Origin of the sequence: Glutamicibacter sp. NPDC088483, from assembly GCF_044753145.1 — a bacterium.
Lineage (GTDB): Bacteria > Actinomycetota > Actinomycetes > Actinomycetales > Micrococcaceae > Glutamicibacter.
The window spans coordinates 364451-378848 of record NZ_JBIVMP010000004.1 but is presented as its reverse complement, the minus strand read 5'-3'; the positions used below and the strand labels follow the sequence as shown (position 1 = coordinate 378848).

General features: G+C 62.4%; 17 protein-coding genes. 7 read left to right on the top strand and 10 right to left on the bottom strand.

Going from position 1 to position 14398, the window contains the following annotated elements; genetic code table 11:
- Positions 1-73 precede the first annotated feature (73 nt).
- The 6 genes from ACIP6G_RS10860 to ACIP6G_RS10835 all read right to left on the bottom strand — a co-directional run bounded on the left by ACIP6G_RS10860 (position 74) and on the right by ACIP6G_RS10835 (position 6973).
- Positions 74-1945 carry a PEP-utilizing enzyme gene (locus ACIP6G_RS10860; protein ID WP_400289995.1) on the bottom strand — a complete coding sequence of 624 codons (1872 nt, stop codon included), beginning with the start codon at positions 1943-1945 and terminating at the stop codon, positions 74-76.
- Positions 1946-1996: 51 nt separating this feature from the next.
- Entirely contained in the window at positions 1997-3076 is a 1080-nt protein-coding gene (locus ACIP6G_RS10855) for a PEP/pyruvate-binding domain-containing protein (RefSeq protein WP_388024894.1), read from the bottom strand.
- Between the two features lie 2 nt (positions 3077-3078).
- Complete coding sequence (locus tag ACIP6G_RS10850) at positions 3079-4380, bottom strand: cytochrome P450 (RefSeq protein ID WP_388024893.1); 1302 nt, start codon at positions 4378-4380, stop codon at positions 3079-3081.
- Positions 4381-4512: 132 nt separating this feature from the next.
- Positions 4513-5340, bottom strand: coding sequence for an IclR family transcriptional regulator (locus tag ACIP6G_RS10845; protein ID WP_388024892.1), 828 nt, complete (start codon positions 5338-5340; stop codon positions 4513-4515).
- A 130-nt stretch (positions 5341-5470) separates the two neighbouring features.
- Positions 5471-6154: an HD domain-containing protein gene (locus ACIP6G_RS10840; RefSeq protein WP_400289992.1), complete on the bottom strand. Its 684-nt coding sequence runs from the start codon at positions 6152-6154 to the stop codon at positions 5471-5473.
- Positions 6155-6286: 132 nt separating this feature from the next.
- Positions 6287-6973 carry an SDR family oxidoreductase gene (locus ACIP6G_RS10835; RefSeq protein WP_400289990.1) on the bottom strand — a complete coding sequence of 229 codons (687 nt, stop codon included), beginning with the start codon at positions 6971-6973 and terminating at the stop codon, positions 6287-6289.
- 174 nt (positions 6974-7147) lie between these two features.
- Between ACIP6G_RS10835 and ACIP6G_RS10830 the strand changes: the two genes are divergently transcribed.
- The 6 genes from ACIP6G_RS10830 (at position 7148) to ACIP6G_RS10805 (ending at position 12126) form a co-directional block, all read left to right on the top strand.
- Positions 7148-7360 carry a hypothetical protein gene (locus tag ACIP6G_RS10830; protein WP_105656406.1) on the top strand — a complete coding sequence of 71 codons (213 nt, stop codon included), beginning with the start codon at positions 7148-7150 and terminating at the stop codon, positions 7358-7360.
- 33 nt (positions 7361-7393) lie between these two features.
- Positions 7394-7927, top strand: coding sequence for a DUF488 family protein (locus ACIP6G_RS10825; RefSeq protein ID WP_400289988.1), 534 nt, complete (start codon positions 7394-7396; stop codon positions 7925-7927).
- A 348-nt stretch (positions 7928-8275) separates the two neighbouring features.
- On the top strand, positions 8276-9262 hold the full coding sequence (locus ACIP6G_RS10820) for an ABC transporter substrate-binding protein (RefSeq protein ID WP_332594968.1): 987 nt from the start codon (positions 8276-8278) through the stop codon (positions 9260-9262).
- A 92-nt stretch (positions 9263-9354) separates the two neighbouring features.
- A complete protein-coding gene (locus ACIP6G_RS10815) occupies positions 9355-10335 on the top strand; it encodes an ABC transporter permease (RefSeq protein WP_400289985.1) in 981 nt (326 codons plus the stop codon).
- 4 nt (positions 10336-10339) lie between these two features.
- The gene (locus tag ACIP6G_RS10810) at positions 10340-11374 is read left to right on the top strand and encodes an iron chelate uptake ABC transporter family permease subunit (protein WP_400289983.1); all 1035 of its coding nucleotides are present in this window, start codon (positions 10340-10342) and stop codon (positions 11372-11374) included.
- Positions 11371-12126 carry an ABC transporter ATP-binding protein gene (locus ACIP6G_RS10805; protein ID WP_105662315.1) on the top strand — a complete coding sequence of 252 codons (756 nt, stop codon included), beginning with the start codon at positions 11371-11373 and terminating at the stop codon, positions 12124-12126. The genes ACIP6G_RS10810 and ACIP6G_RS10805 overlap by 4 nt, the downstream gene beginning before the upstream one ends.
- Before the next feature lie 97 nt (positions 12127-12223).
- Here ACIP6G_RS10805 and ACIP6G_RS10800 read toward each other — a convergent pair whose 3' ends face one another.
- Together ACIP6G_RS10800 and ACIP6G_RS10795 are read right to left on the bottom strand one after the other, a co-directional pair.
- Positions 12224-12490 carry a hypothetical protein gene (locus ACIP6G_RS10800; protein WP_105656412.1) on the bottom strand — a complete coding sequence of 89 codons (267 nt, stop codon included), beginning with the start codon at positions 12488-12490 and terminating at the stop codon, positions 12224-12226.
- Positions 12491-12576: 86 nt separating this feature from the next.
- The gene (locus tag ACIP6G_RS10795; protein WP_105662314.1) at positions 12577-13170 is read right to left on the bottom strand and encodes a GNAT family N-acetyltransferase; all 594 of its coding nucleotides are present in this window, start codon (positions 13168-13170) and stop codon (positions 12577-12579) included.
- A gap of 134 nt (positions 13171-13304) precedes the next feature.
- Between ACIP6G_RS10795 and ACIP6G_RS10790 the strand changes: the two genes are divergently transcribed.
- A complete protein-coding gene (locus ACIP6G_RS10790; RefSeq protein ID WP_286134664.1) occupies positions 13305-13439 on the top strand; it encodes a hypothetical protein in 135 nt (44 codons plus the stop codon).
- Positions 13440-13477: 38 nt separating this feature from the next.
- On the opposite strand, the gene ACIP6G_RS10785 is transcribed toward ACIP6G_RS10790, so the two are convergent.
- The gene (locus ACIP6G_RS10785) at positions 13478-13738 is read right to left on the bottom strand and encodes a GlsB/YeaQ/YmgE family stress response membrane protein (protein ID WP_105656414.1); all 261 of its coding nucleotides are present in this window, start codon (positions 13736-13738) and stop codon (positions 13478-13480) included.
- Between the two features lie 75 nt (positions 13739-13813).
- The gene (locus ACIP6G_RS10780) at positions 13814-14398 is read right to left on the bottom strand and encodes a hypothetical protein (RefSeq protein WP_105656415.1); all 585 of its coding nucleotides are present in this window, start codon (positions 14396-14398) and stop codon (positions 13814-13816) included.

The following is a 14398-nucleotide window of genomic DNA, read 5'->3' as shown; positions in this document are numbered from 1 at the left end:
TGGGATGGGTGCCGGCCCTTGGGGGCTGGGCCGGCACCCGGGGGTATTCCTGGTTTGGGGTACCAGGAAGGTCTTAGCCGTGGTTGTGCGAATGGGCTCCGGGCCCGGTCAAGACGGGGCTGTCCACCAGGATTTCCACGGTTCCCTTGCCGCCATCCACCCGAAGGCGGTCGCCGGTCTTGATGGTGGTCGATGCGCTGCCGGTACCGGTCACGGCTGGCAGGTCGTATTCACGGCAAACGATCGCCGCGTGGGACATCATGCCGCCGATGTCGGTGACCGTTGCCTTGATCTTGCCGAAGATCGGTCCCCAGCTCGGCGCAGTGATCGGCGCCACCAGGATTTCGCCCGGCTGGATCTGGCCCAGGTCGTCGGCGTGCATGATCACCCGTGCCACGCCCTCGACAGCGCCTGGCGAGGCGGCCATGCCCTTGAGGACGTTTTCCTGGGCATCCTCGTCATTGCCCAGCCACGACTGCACCTGTTCGGTGGTGATGCCCCACAGCATGCGGGTGAATGGCTCGGTGATCGATTCCGGCGGGGTGTTCAGTGCCGGTGCCGGGCGTGCGGTCTTCAGCGCGTCGACGATCTGGCGGCGCTTGGCGATCTTCTTCGGCAGGGCTACCGCGGCGATAGGCTCGCCGGCGCCGATGCCGAAGGAGGTGACCAGATCGAAGATGACATCGCGCAACTCGTTGCGGCCCAGGTAGAGCAGGTCTTCGGGATCCTCGAAGACCCCGGCATCGGCCATCATCCGCGAGAGCTCGCGGACCTTGCGCCAGAAGACGCCCATGGTCCAGTGCTCGATGTAGAAGTTGTGGTTCTCCACGTAGGGGTAGGCGGTAGCAGCCAGCGAGCGCTTGGCCTCGAAGACCTGCGCGGTTTCGGCATCCAGGAGGTCAGTGTATTCGGCGACAATGCGGTCTTTCTCCGCGATCAGCTTTTCGGTGGGGCGCAGGATCTGCGCACCTTCCCCTACGCGGCGGATGTAGTCGGCGATGAAGCTCAGCGGGATCTGCGGGTGCTCGTTCCAGTACTTGTCGTGGCCGTAGAAGCCGTTGCCGATGGTGAAGTTGAACCATGGCTCGTGGGCTGCTTCCCACTGCGCGATCCAGCGTTCGCCGCCTGGGGCTGCGGCGATGGCCGCCAGGGTGGCCTGCGGGTCATCGGTGTTGGAGAACAGATCCGACAGCTTCAGTTCAACCGCCAGCAGGGCCAGCGACTTGAGCTCGTCATCGGGCTTGAACAGCTCCATGTCCACGCCCTGCACCATGGTGGCGATGGACTGGTCGGGGATGTTCGGGAAGACTTCCTTGCAGAAGTTGAAGAAGTCCAGGTAGGCGATGTAGCCCAGGTTCAGGAACTCGAAGTGGTACTGCCAATTCTGGTAGGTGAGCGAGATCAGCCGGTCGTAGTTATCCAGCAGGATCTGCGAGCCGTCCTTGCCCACGCCGTTCTCGATGTCCTGGAACGGAACAATTTCAGGCAGCGGGTCGAAGCGCAGTTCTTCCATGTCCGCGATGGTGCCCTTGACCTTCTCGTGCCAGGCCGCCAGCTTGTTTTCCCAGTCGCCGAAGTAGTGGCCGATGCGCGCCTCGAATTCCGGGACGCGGGCCGCGATCTGGTCCTCGGGCACCGGTATCGGGGACATGTACAGGTAGCCTAAGTGCACGCGGAAGTCGATGCCGTTGGCATTCGGGATCATCAGGTGGCGGGCGTTGTACTGGCCCAGGCACTTGACCGCGAATTCGCCGCCAATGGTCTCGAAGGGCTTGAAGACCGTTGGCCAGTGCGAGGAGTCGCAGAACCAGAACTTGGCATCTTCTTGTTCCTTAAGCTCGTCTTGGAACACCAGGTAGTACGGGTAGATCTCTTCCCATCCTTCGGCACCTGCTGGTACCGGCAAATCGGATGGCTTGGGGAACGACTTCATTGTCATGGTCATGCACCCTTTCAAGGGGTAAGGGAAAGCGCGGGTGGAAAACTTCAGTGCGTGCTAGCCGCTGATCCTGGTCAGCGATGCGGTGATGGAGCCGAATCCCGGGGAGGATGAGTAGCCGGTGCTCTTGGGCTTGGCTTCGGTGGCCTTGGCCGAGTGGACCGTTTCCGGCCGGGACTGCAAAAGCAGCAGGTTTTCGCCGTCGGGCAGATCCGCGTCGATCGCCCATTCGATATCCTGCGGCGCCTTGTAGTGCTTCTCGGCGCGCTTGGCCAGCTGGGCCACGGCGGCCAGCTCGTTGTCGGAGAGGCAACGCACGTTGCGTCGTGCTTCCTCGACTTCGCGTTCCACCAGGGTGTTGGTGGCCGCATCGGGGACCATCTCGGCATGCTTGTCGCCGACATGCTCATGGATCACGGCCAAGGTGACCTTGTCCAGCTGGATGTTATCCGGGGTGACGGTGCCCGAGACGACCATTTCGCCAACTCCCCAGGATGCGTCCACGGTGATCTTGGAGCGGTCGCCGTTGGTCGGATCCAGGGTCATGGCCACGCCTGCGGTCTTGGCATTGACCATCTTCTGCACGACCACCGCCATGCACAATCCTTCATCGGGGATCTCGTTCTTGATGCGGTAGATGATCGCACGGGTGGTGTACAGCGACGCGAAGCATGCGCGGATGTGCTCTGCGACCTGGGGGTAGCCGTTCAGCCAGAGGTAGGTGTCCTGCTGTCCGGCGAAAGAAGCATCGGGCAGGTCCTCCGCGGTGGCCGAGGAACGCACCGCCAGCGGCACTTCGCTTTCAAAGCGGGACTGCAGCTGCGCGTAGGCCTCCTTGGTTGCGTTGCCCAGCTCGGCGGGAACCGGACGGGAGAGGATGATTTCGCGGATGGCCGCGCTGGCGGCGTCCGCCGCCTGGACATCCTCCGGGTCCAGGCCCTTGAGCTGCTGAGCAATCGCCTCGGAGAGCCCGGAGTGCATGAAGGTGCGGAAGGCCTGGGTGTTGACCACGAATCCCGGGGGCACCGGCATGCCCGCGGCGGTCATGGTGACCAGGGAAGCCCCCTTGCCGCCCAGGGAGTCGAGGGTCGGCGCCTTGCCGCCGTCGAAGAACTCAATGAATTCGTTGCTGCTCATCTCTAGGCCTCTTTCAGCGAATCGGGATCCGCGTTCAGCGTGACATTCACGAAGTCCGGGACGCGGAAGGAAATGTTCTTGCGGAAGGTGATGGAATCCCCGTCCACCAGTTCGAGCTGCGGCAGTGCGCTGGTCAGTTCTTCCAGCGCGATCTTCGCCTGCAGCTTCGCGAGCATATTGCCCAGGCAGTAGTGGATGCCGAAACCGAAGGACAGGTGGTCGCGGGCGTTGGCACGGGTGATATCGAAGTCCTCGCCGTTCTCGAAGCGGGCCTCGTCGCGGTTGGCCGAGCCCATCAGCAGCAGGATCTCTGCGCCCTGCGGGATCTGCACGCCGGCGATTTCGGTGTCCGCCAGGGCCTTGCGGCGCCAGCCGACAATGGAGCCGGAGTAGCGCAGCACCTCGTCGATGGCCTTGGGGATCTGCTTCGGTTCGGCGACGAGCGCTTCCCACGCGTCGTGGTGCTCAAGCAGCACGCGCACGCAGTTGGAGATCAGCGTCGTGGTGGTCTCATGGCCGGCGAAAAGCAGCGAGTAGAGCAGCGAGGCGATTTCGTGGTCGGAAATCTCTGCGCCTTCGCGCTGCGCCTTGACCAGATCGGTGGTGAGGCTGTCGCGCCCGGTTCCATGGGCTTCGGCGACCAGCTTCTGGCATTCGTCCCAGTATTCGACGAGGTTGTGGGCGTGCGGGATCTGCTCCTCGTCGCTCAAGTCCCCCCAGGTCATGGCCGCGCGGGAGTCGCTCCAGCGCTTGTAGGTGTCGACCTTGGAGATATCTGCGCCGATCAGGGTCACGATGGTGATGGTCGGCAGCGAGTAGGCCAGGTCGGTAACGATTTCCGCGTGGCCCTCGCCGCGGGCGAGCATTTGCTCGATGGCGCTGCGCACGTTCTGGCGGATCATTGGCTCCAGGGCCTTGAAGCGCCTGGGGGTGAACGCCTTTTGCGCAATCGCGCGGATGCGGGTGTGCTCCGGCGGGCGGCGGGCGGAGAGTCCGGAGTAGGTGGTGAATCCGCCCTCGTCCATGATCCTGGCAGCCTGCGGGCCGCGCTTGCGGACCGGGGCCTGCGCATTCTCCGAGGAGAAGGTCTCCCAGTCCTCGAAGACGGCCTTCACATCGTCATAGCGGGTCAGAACGTACAGGCCGGTTCGCTCGTCGAACATGACCGGCTGTTCGCTGCGCATCTTCGCGTAGGACGGGAAGGGATTCTCCATCGCAAACGGCTCGTACCCGTGATGGCCTGCCGGCGCTTCGGCGCCGAAGCCCATGGGGCATCCGCCCGAGATGGCTGGGGTGCTCGTCATGGAACTGCTCCTTGGGAAATCGATGATGCACGGTGTTTCCCGTGCCGCATTCACTAACCCAAGTGTTACCCACGCCACACCCCAAGCAAAGACTGGTCTTCCATCCAGTGGAAGCTGTCTTTCTCCGGGCCCTTATCCTTCTTCCGAGAGGTCTTCCTCGGGAACATTCATGTCGGGGCCGGATATGATGCCCAGCAATGTTTCCAGCGGAATATGCACGGTCGCGGCTTCCAGGCGCTGGGAGGTTCCATGGAGCACCGGCAGGAAGCGGTCCATGTTCGCGGCGTGGGAGGTCGGAATGACCAGCCCGATGGAGCAGCCCAACCGGCCGGTATGGAATACCGGCACCGCTATCGACGAGGTACCCAGCCGGACTTCCTCATTGGTGGTGGCATAGCCGTTCTCACGGACCCGGCCCAGCTCCTCGCGCAGCTGCTTTGCGGAGCTGCGGGTATGCGCGGTCATCTTCTGCAGCGGCAGTTCCAGGTACGCGTCGGCAACCCAGGGTTCGGAGAATGCCAGGATGACCTTGCCCACGGCGGTCGCGTGCAGCGGCAGGCGTCCGCCAACGCGCGAGGCCCGTGCAATGCGCTTGGTGCCATAGACGCGGTCGATATACAGCGTCATGTTCCCATCCCGGATGGCCAGCTGGCTGGTCTCACCGGTCAACGAGAACAGGTCCTGCACATAGGGCCGGGCCGTATCGCGAAGTTGCCGGCCGGTGTTCTGGGCTATCGCCCACAGCCGCAGGCCCAGCTGGATGCCGCCGTTGGCCGAGCGGCTGAGCATCCCGGACTCGACAAGCTCGCCAACCAGGCGGTGGGTGGTGGATAGCGGCAGGTCCGCCGCCACGGAGATCTCGGTCAGGCTCAGCGATCTCCTGGTCGTTTCGAATGCGGCCAGGATCGCCAGGATCTTCGATGTGACGCTGCGCCCTGGCTGCGAACTGCCACCGGCCATTGATGCCTCCTGTAGGAAATCTGCTCATGCCCCTCGTTGCACGTGCCGCCAAGGCCCACACTAGTCCCCTTGGCCCGATGCGCCATGGCCCCGGCGGTCCAGGGCGCCTGGCCGCCGGGGGAAGTGGCAGCTACCGGCCGTCGAGCAAGAGCCGCTGCGGCAGCATGTTGGCACGCTCCACCGCGATGAATCCGCTGGCCATGCTTCGGGCCTGCTCGGTAAAGAGATGTCCGGCAACCCGCGATTCCACCAGCGTGAAAGCCTGGCTGCGGGTCAGGCCGAACCAGTCCATGATGGTATCCAGCCCATGGCCGGTCAGCCTCCATAGCTTGTCCGCGTCCTTGACCAAGGAATCCTCGATGCTGGTGGATTCCTTGCGGGAGTCGTGGCCGTCGATGATGAATACGATGCGCTCGATATCCGCCGATGCCACGCCCTGGCCCGCCAGCAGCCGCCTGGCCAGCTTGGCGCCTTCCTTTTCATGCTGCAGCACCAGCTCGGCATTGCCCGCACCCGGTGCGATCGCGCCCAGCACGAGGGCCGGATCCACGGCAGACCAGCCGATATCGTGCAGCAGCATGGCCGGCAGCACGATATTGGCATCGGCTTGCGGGTGATGGCCCAGCAGCTGCTGGGCCAAGGACACCGAATACAGGGTGTGCGCATCATTGCTCCGGACCGCGAGAAGCTGCTTGGCGTCCTCCCACAGCTTGTCCAGCAGCGGGTACTGCTCGAACAGGGCAGGTCCGGCGCTCCCGATCCTGTTCGAGACATCGCGCCCGTAGTGATTCGCAGCGGGTTCTAGTTTGGTCATGGGCACATGATCCCACCGCTTGCCCGCAGGCAGAAGGCCCCGCATCCACTCAGTGGAAGCCGCGGAACTTTCATCCGCAGACGCAGAACAGCCCTGCCCCCGTTGCGGAGGCAGGGCTGCGGCTGCGCTTTACTAGACGATCGCTTCCACGATCGGCATGTTGCCGTTGTAGAAGTTCACGGTGGAGCGGCGTGCTGCATTATTGGCCACCACATGGGTGATCACTTCGGCGACGTTCTCGCGCGAGGTCTGCGATGCCTCGCCTTCAACGTCCGCTCCGCCCACCTTGCCCGCCTTGTCAGCCAGCGCCACGCGCTGGCTGGCCGGTTCCAGGGTCAGCGCCCCCGGGCCCAGGATCGTGTAGTCCAGCTCCGTGCCGCGCAAGTACGCGTCGGCGTCGTGCTTGGCCTTGGCATAGGTGTAGAACGAGTTGGCCGGATCCAGGCTGCCCACATCCACCAGGGCGCGGCTGTAGGAGACCATCACGAAGCGGTCCACGCCGGCCTGCTTGGCGGCCTGCATGGAACGCACCGCGGCGTCATAGTCCACGGCGCGGGTGCGATGCTCGTTGCCGCCACCGGCACCTGCGGAGAAGACGATGGCGCTGGCACCGGAAAAGGCCTGGGCCAACTGGTCCACGCCAGCGCTTTCGATGTCGATGACTACTGGGGTGGCGCCCGTGGCGCTGATGTCGGCTGCATGCTCCGGGTTGCGGATCAGCGAGTTGACCGCGTAGCCGCGCCCAACCAGCTTGGGCGCTGCCAGCAGGGCAACCTTCCCATGTCCGCCAATGAGAACTACTCGATTTTCTTCAGCCATGAACTGCTCCTTCTGATCGATGCTCGTATTCGGCACAACAAGGCCTGCCACGACCCTATTCCCGGCGAGCTTCGGCGACGACTTTCTGAGTGCCAGCTTGATAGCGGTCATTTCGGCTGGCAATGGGCGTACGCTCGGGTTCATAGAATTCGCACTCGACCCAGGATGAAGCTCATGAAGCAGAGAACCTTGAACTTGGAACTGAGCAATGACCAATTCGCGGACCTGGCCAATGCGCTGGAGGACCACCGGGACTATTTCAAGAAACGCGCCGATGAAGCAACGCTCGGCTTCGGGCTCGATACCGGCTACTGGCAGTCCCGTGCTGCCGAAGTCGAAGAGCTGCTCCAACTAGTCCTCAGCTCCGCCAAGCACGATCAGCATTAGCCCCGCCCCATCCCCACCCAAGGAGCCAGCATTTTGCCCGCCGGAATTTTCACCATTGGACATTCGGCACGATCCATCGAGGATTTCCTCGCACTGCTAACGCAGTACGGAATCACGAATGTTGTGGATGTCCGCAAACTGGCCGGCTCCCGCAAATTCCCGCAGTTCAATGCGGATGCCTTGGAAGCCTCCTTGAGCACGGCGGGAATCAGCCTGCACCGCGAGGAAGCGCTGGCCGGCAGGCGTCCTGTGAGCCGAAGCGTCGATTTCGCAGTCAACGCATGGTGGACGAACCGCAGCTTCCATAATTACGCCGACCATGCCCTCGGGGAGGATTTCCTGCAGGCGCTCCAGCGGCTGCAGGCGCGGGCCGCCGGCCAGAAGACCGCGATCATGTGCGCCGAAGCTGTATGGTGGCGTTGCCATCGCAGGATCATTGCTGATCATCTGCTGGCCCGCGGTGCCGAGGTATTCCACATCATCGATGGGCATCCGGCCAAACCTGCCGAGCTGAGCCCGGGCGCGGTGATCGACCAGCAGTCGCGGATCACCTACCCGGCAGCCTGATACCGGCGCGCAAATCGGGCATCAATGGCAGCATCTGCGCCATGGCTCGGCTCATGCAATGAGCTGGAGGTGCAATTCATTACGCTGCCTGACGCAGCTTCCTCCATGCCTTCGGACACTAATTAAACAAGGCCGATGATCGTTATTTCTCCCTGAAATAGCCCAGTCAGCTGGGGCAAGCCTCATCAAGAGCCGCATTTGCGGACGGTTCCGGCCTTCAATTCGCGCATTTGGGTGACCTAGCTAACATAAGAGCCGTTTGGCTTAATTCGCTCAGATAAGGCTAAGCTAATTATCAGATCATTCAATAGCGCAACCAACGCCGGTTGCTGTCCGAAGAAGGAATACATGTCCTCCATGAAGCTTCGCGCTGCCGCACTGCTGAGCATCGCCGCACTGTCCCTGACCGCTTGCGGTTCCGCTACCGATACGGCAGCTGAGGCCAAGGCTGGCGACACCAAGACCGTCACCATCACCGACAATGAAGGTGAGAAGAAGATCGAGGTTCCCGCGAAGTCTGTCGTTGCCACCGACAACCGCACCTTCGAGACCTTGGATTCCTGGGGCATCAAGCTCACCGCAGGCGCTGTCTCGCTGATGCCGGACACCATCTCCTACACCAAGGACGAGAAGGTCCTGGACTTGGGCAGCCACAAGGAACCGAACCTGGAATCAGTTGTCACCGTCGACCCTGACCTGATCATCAACGGCCAGCGCTACACCCAGCACGCCGCGAAGTTCAAGGAACTGGCTCCGGAAGCCGCCATCATTTCGCTGGACCCACGCGAAGGCGAGCCATTTGACGCTGAGCTGGAACGCCAGGTCACCACCCTGGGCGAGATCTTCGGCAAGCAGGCCGAGGCCAAGAAGCTCGTTGAGGACTTCGAAGCCGCCGAGAAGCGCGTCACCGATGCCTACGACAAGGACCAGACCGTCATGGGCCTGATCGCCTCGGGCGGCGAGCTGGGCTACTCGGCTCCTACCACCGGCCGCACCGTCGGCCCGATGTTCGACTTCCTGGGCCTGACCCCGGCGCTGAAGCTCGACGAATCCTCCACCGACCACGAGGGCGACGACGTTTCGGTCGAAGCCATCGCCAAGTCCAACCCGGACTGGATCATCGTCATGGACCGCGACGCAGCGGTTGAAGCCGACGGTGCGGACTACCAGCCGGCAAAGGACCTGCTGGAGAAGTCCGAGGCGCTGCAGAATGTCACCGCCTCGAAGGAATCCCAGGTTGTCGTCATGCCTGCTGACACCTACACCAACGAGAGCATCCAGACCTACACCGAGTTCCTGAATACTTTCGCTGACGCGCTGGAAGCTGCCAAGTAGCATTCCGGACACCCCAGCCAGCTAGTGGCGAAGCCGTATTCCGGCTTCGCCACTAGAGCTGTTTTCCCACCACTTATTTCCACGGCGGCATAATGACAAGCACGACCTCCCCAGCCCGGACCAAGAGCAAGGCCCTTTCCGGAAAACTCGCATTGGGCATCCTCGCAGTACTGGTGCTGCTGGCGTTCTCCCTGTTCACCGGCGTCTACGACATCTTCGGCATGGACGACGGCGCCATGATGTTCGCCGTCACCCGCATTCCGCGCACCCTTGCGCTGGTACTGGCCGGAGCGGCCATGGCCATGAGCGGATTGGTGATGCAGCTGCTGACCCAGAACCGCTTCGTGGAGCCGACCACCACCGGCACCACCGAATGGGCGGGCCTGGGCCTACTGACCATGCTGGTGCTTTTCCCCAGCGCGTCGCTGCTGGCCAAGATGAGCGTCGCGATTGTCTTCGCCTTCATCGGCACCATGATCTTCTTCCTGTTCTTGCAGCGCATTTCGCTCAAGGCCTCGCTGACCGTGCCGATCGTGGGCATCATGCTCGGTTCCGTGGTCGGCGCCTTCTCCACCTTCTTCGCGCTGTCCACCGACAAGCTGCAGTCCATGGGCATCTGGCTGGCCGGCTCCTTCACCTCGGTGATCCGCGGGCAGTACGAGGTGCTGTGGATCGTGGCCATCGTCGCCATTGCCATCTACATCGTGGCCGACCGCTTCACCGTAGCAGGGCTCGGCGAGGAAATCGCCACCAACGTCGGGCTGAATTACCGCCAGGTGATGCTGCTGGGCACCGCGCTGATCGCGGTCGCCACCGGCGTGGTCACCGTGGTCATCGGCAACCTGCCATTCCTCGGCCTGATCGTGCCGAATATCGTCTCGATGGTCCGCGGTGACGACCTGCGCAGCAACCTGCCCTGGGTCTGCCTGCTGGGCATCGCGATCACCACGGTGTGCGACCTGATCGGCCGCACCATCATCATGCCTTTCGAGATTCCGGTCTCGCTGATCCTGGGCGTGCTCGGCGCGGCCGTCTTCATCTTCCTGCTTCTGAGGCAGCGTAAAGTTGGCTAATCTCATGACTCACCCCGCTTTGGGCATCCACCGCTCCGCCCGTTCTGCCGGGCCGTTGCCCACCAAGAAGGTCCGCAAGCGCTACTGGATCACCCTGTCCATCATGATCGGGCTGGCCCTGTTCTTCGGGATCGGCTTGCTCGCCTGGGATAACCCCATGCCATTTGGCTCCGACGGATTCTGGATCATCGCCAAGCTGCGCGCCAGCAACATCCTGACCATGGTGATCGTGGCCGCCTGCCAGTCCATCGCCACGGTGGCTTTCCAAACGGTGACCAACAACCGCATCATCACCCCGTCGATCATGGGCTTCGAAGCCTTGTACCGGGTGGTGCAGACCGGTGCGATCTTCGTGCTGGGCGTTGCCGGGGTGACCTTCTTCACCGGTGTCAGCCAGTTCGTCCTGCAAGTGGCGATCATGGTGGGCCTCTCGGTGGCGCTGTACGGCTGGCTGCTTTCGGGCAAGCTGGGCAACATCCAGATCATGCTGCTGGTGGGCATCATCATCGGCACCGGGCTGGGCTCGATCTCGACCTTCATGCAGCGCCTGCTGACCCCGAGCGAATTCGATGTCCTCACCGCACGCCTGTTCGGCTCGATGGCCAACGCCGACATGAGCTACATGCCGGTGGCCATCCCGCTGGTGGCCATTGCCGGCGGCTACCTGGTGCTGTCCTCGAAGAAGATGAACATCCTGGCCTTGGGCAAGGAAACCACCATCAACCTGGGGATCAACCACCGCCGCGAGGTCATGAAGACCTTGTTCTTCGTATCGATTCTCATGGCGGTCACCACCGCACTGGTGGGCCCGCTGACCTTCCTCGGCTTCCTGGTGGCCACCTTGGCCTACCAGCTGGCGGACACCTACGACCACCGCTACATCTACCCGATGTCCTTCCTCATCGGCTTCGTGGTCCTGGCCGGCGCCTACTTCGTCATGAAGAACATCTTCTACGCAGAAGGCGTGGTCGGCATCATCATCGAAGCCGTCGGCGGCATTACATTCCTGATCTTCATCCTGCGAAAGGGCCGGCTGTGATTACCCTCAATTCCGTCAGCAAGAAGTACAGCTCCACGGTCTCCATCGGCCCGGTCAGCTTGGAAATCCCCACCGGCGGCATCACCGCCCTGGTAGGCCCGAACGGCGCCGGCAAGTCCACCATGCTCACCATGGTCGGGCGCCTGCTGGGCATCGACCAGGGTTCCATCGAGGTCTCCGGCTACGACGTATCCAAGACCAACTCGAAGGATCTGGCCAAGATCGTCTCGATCCTGCGCCAGGAAAACCACTTCGTGACCCGCCTGACCGTGCGCCAGCTGGTGGGCTTCGGCCGCTACCCGCACTCCAAGGGCCGGTTGACCCAGGCCGATGAAGAGATCATCTCGCGCTCCATCGACTTCCTGGACCTGGGCGAATTGGAACGCCGCTACCTCGATGAGCTCTCCGGAGGCCAGCGCCAGCGCGCCTACGTGGCCATGGTCCTGGCCCAGGACACCGACACGGTGCTGCTCGATGAGCCGCTGAACAACCTGGACATGAAGCACTCGGTAGTGATGATGCAGCATCTGCAGCGCGCTGCCCGCGAGCTGAACCGCACCATCGTGATCGTGCTGCACGACATCAATTTCGCCGGCCACTACGCCGACTACATCTGCGCAATGAAGCAGGGCAAGGTCGTCGAGTTCGGCACCCCTGATGAAATCATGTGCGATGAGGTGTTGACCAAGGTCTTCGAAACCCCGGTAAAGGTCATCCCGGGCCCCAATGGCCCGCTGGCGGTTTACTACTAGGCAACGCCATGAACACCAAAAGTTGAGCCCCATGAACGACAACTAGTTCATGGGGCTCAACTGCATCCATTCACCCGCACTGCGGGCCCTGCTTTTGCTATTGCTTGGACTTCCCCAGCGCATTGATCGCGTCAACCATCGTCACGCCCGGATGCTGACGGCGGTATTCCTTCACATCCCGGGGTGAGAGCCCCTGTGCATCGACGGTGATTTCTTGGGGCTTCGGACTACCAGTCCAACCCCAAAGCATCAAGGTCCAGCTGCCTACGAGCAACCCCCAGGTAGGTTCCTCCGACAGCGCCATGAGCAGAATAGCGGCGGTTGCCAGCGCCAAAAGAACACTGGTGCGCGTTGATTTGCCCATGGGACCGCCTAGCTCGTTGGGGTGGTGCTGTTCCCTTCCAGCCTTTCAAAGAACACACCGGTGATCAAGGATCCATCCCTCATCCTTTAGCAGGAGGCCTGGGCCGTCCATTCCTCAGCCAACAGCGCGTAGCCCACGGAATCCATCCATTCACCGCTGCGATGCAGGCTGTCCTTGCGGCCATGGAATTCCCTGCGCATCCCCAAACGCTCCATCAGTCTCCATGATGGCTCATTGGCGGCAAAGCATTCGGCAGTAACCCTGCGCAGGCCAAGCGGGCCGAAGCACAGGCCCATGGCAGCGGCAACGGCTTCGGTGGCGTAGCCCTTGCCACCGAAGGAGGGATCGAAGCTCCAGCCGAGGTTGCCCTCAACGCCCTTGGCGTGCTGCTCAATTTCGCTTTGCCCCCAGCCATCCACGATATCCAGCATGACCGTGCCAATCAGCTGGGTCCCCTGCCCGGTGTCCAGTTCCACAGCCAGGTTCCTCAGCGGATAGTCCTTCGCGAAGAACAGCGAACGGAATTCTTCCACGGTTGCTGGGCCAGCGGTAATCCACTGGGTGACATCGGCAAGCTGCCGGTAGCGCCAGAGGTCTTCCACATCAGCCGAATTCACGCGACGCAGGGACAGGCGTTCAGTGCGTACCGGCCAGCTGATCTTTTTCAGCGCATCTTCCATTCCCCAAGCCTAGCCCTACGGTTTCCAGGCGGTCCTGGCCCTACGGTTTCCAGGCGGTCCTAGCCGCCACGTTCGCTCGACTGGGATCTGCCTGGTCTTGTCGATGATGGCCTTCGTAGCGGAGGGCGCCTTGCATGCCAAGCTGGATGATTCGCGCTGCACCTGGCCCCGCGCTGTCCTGGGCACTGCAGGTTCTCACCGGCATCATGCAGGCGTTGCGGCAGAAGGAAACGGGCGGGATCCATAAGGATCCCGCCCGTTCCCATTAGCCAGCGCCATCAGGCTGCAGGCAGTTCAGCGGATGCCCCTAGTCGCGTTTGCTGCTGACAAAACCCCAAATGACCAGGACCAGCAGCGAGCCGCCGATGGCCAGCAGCCAGGTGGACAATGACCAGAACTCGCTCACTCCGACACCGAAAACTGCCGAGCCAATCCAGCCTCCCAGCACCGCCCCGACCACGCCGAGCAGTAGCGTGGCAAGCCAGCCGCCTCCCTGCTTTCCGGGCTTGATTGCCTTCGCGATCGCACCGGCAACGAGGCCAAGGATGATCCAACCGATTATTCCCATGCATTCCTACTTCCCCAAGAGATGCGGCACGATGCCCGTGCCGTTAATGGCTATTTCTTGTTTTCCTGGGCCGGCTCAGATGAGCACGGCCTTATTCGAATCCTGCTTTTCCGGCTTCTGGAAGCTGAACGAGATGTGCTTGCGGGAGAAAGGCACCCCCAGCACCATTTCAAGGTCAGGTACCACGCGGCCATTGACCAGCTCGATCCCTCGATTCGCCGGAGCGTCGGCGCGCAGGGTGAATCGCGCATAAAGCACGGGTTCAGCTGCATTGCCGCCAATTCGAACGTTCGCATCCACGATTTCCGGTTGCGTTCGAGCGGCCGTTTCCGCGGCTTTGGCTATTACCGAAGTCTCGATCTCGCTGACTCCTTCGCTGCTCGATTCGTATCTGAATTCATGCGCCGATGGGCGGCGCGGAATGGCAGTGATCAGCACCGCCAGCGAGAGCACGATGCCGGCAATTCCGAGCGCGAGTCCCAGTGGCAGCAGGTACTGCTGATCGATCGGCAGGCTGCTGGCAATCCGGGCTTGGCCGAGGCCAGCGCCTTGGCCAAGCCCCCACCAGACTGCTGCGAGGCCCGAGGCACCGGCCGCCAGCAGGACCAAACCGAAGATCGCCAGAATAAGTCGTTGGCGCACCACATGCGTTCTGAACAT

Bases quoted from the DNA above. Each gene is read 5' to 3' on its own strand.
- ACIP6G_RS10860 (WP_400289995.1), bottom strand. From the start codon at position 1,945: ATGACCATGACAATGAAGTCGTTCCCCAAGCCATCCGATTTGCCGGTA.
- ACIP6G_RS10855 (WP_388024894.1), bottom strand. From the start codon at position 3,076: ATGAGCAGCAACGAATTCATTGAGTTCTTCGACGGCGGCAAGGCGCCG.
- ACIP6G_RS10850 (WP_388024893.1), bottom strand. From the start codon at position 4,380: ATGACGAGCACCCCAGCCATCTCGGGCGGATGCCCCATGGGCTTCGGC.
- ACIP6G_RS10845 (WP_388024892.1), bottom strand. From the start codon at position 5,340: ATGGCCGGTGGCAGTTCGCAGCCAGGGCGCAGCGTCACATCGAAGATC.
- ACIP6G_RS10840 (WP_400289992.1), bottom strand. From the start codon at position 6,154: ATGACCAAACTAGAACCCGCTGCGAATCACTACGGGCGCGATGTCTCG.
- ACIP6G_RS10835 (WP_400289990.1), bottom strand. From the start codon at position 6,973: ATGGCTGAAGAAAATCGAGTAGTTCTCATTGGCGGACATGGGAAGGTT.
- ACIP6G_RS10830 (WP_105656406.1), top strand. From the start codon at position 7,148: ATGAAGCAGAGAACCTTGAACTTGGAACTGAGCAATGACCAATTCGCG.
- ACIP6G_RS10820 (WP_332594968.1), top strand. From the start codon at position 8,276: ATGTCCTCCATGAAGCTTCGCGCTGCCGCACTGCTGAGCATCGCCGCA.
- ACIP6G_RS10815 (WP_400289985.1), top strand. From the start codon at position 9,355: ATGACAAGCACGACCTCCCCAGCCCGGACCAAGAGCAAGGCCCTTTCC.
- ACIP6G_RS10810 (WP_400289983.1), top strand. From the start codon at position 10,340: ATGACTCACCCCGCTTTGGGCATCCACCGCTCCGCCCGTTCTGCCGGG.
- ACIP6G_RS10800 (WP_105656412.1), bottom strand. From the start codon at position 12,490: ATGGGCAAATCAACGCGCACCAGTGTTCTTTTGGCGCTGGCAACCGCC.
- ACIP6G_RS10795 (WP_105662314.1), bottom strand. From the start codon at position 13,170: ATGGAAGATGCGCTGAAAAAGATCAGCTGGCCGGTACGCACTGAACGC.
- ACIP6G_RS10790 (WP_286134664.1), top strand. From the start codon at position 13,305: ATGCCAAGCTGGATGATTCGCGCTGCACCTGGCCCCGCGCTGTCCTGG.
- ACIP6G_RS10785 (WP_105656414.1), bottom strand. From the start codon at position 13,738: ATGGGAATAATCGGTTGGATCATCCTTGGCCTCGTTGCCGGTGCGATC.
- ACIP6G_RS10780 (WP_105656415.1), bottom strand. From the start codon at position 14,398: ATGTTCAGAACGCATGTGGTGCGCCAACGACTTATTCTGGCGATCTTC.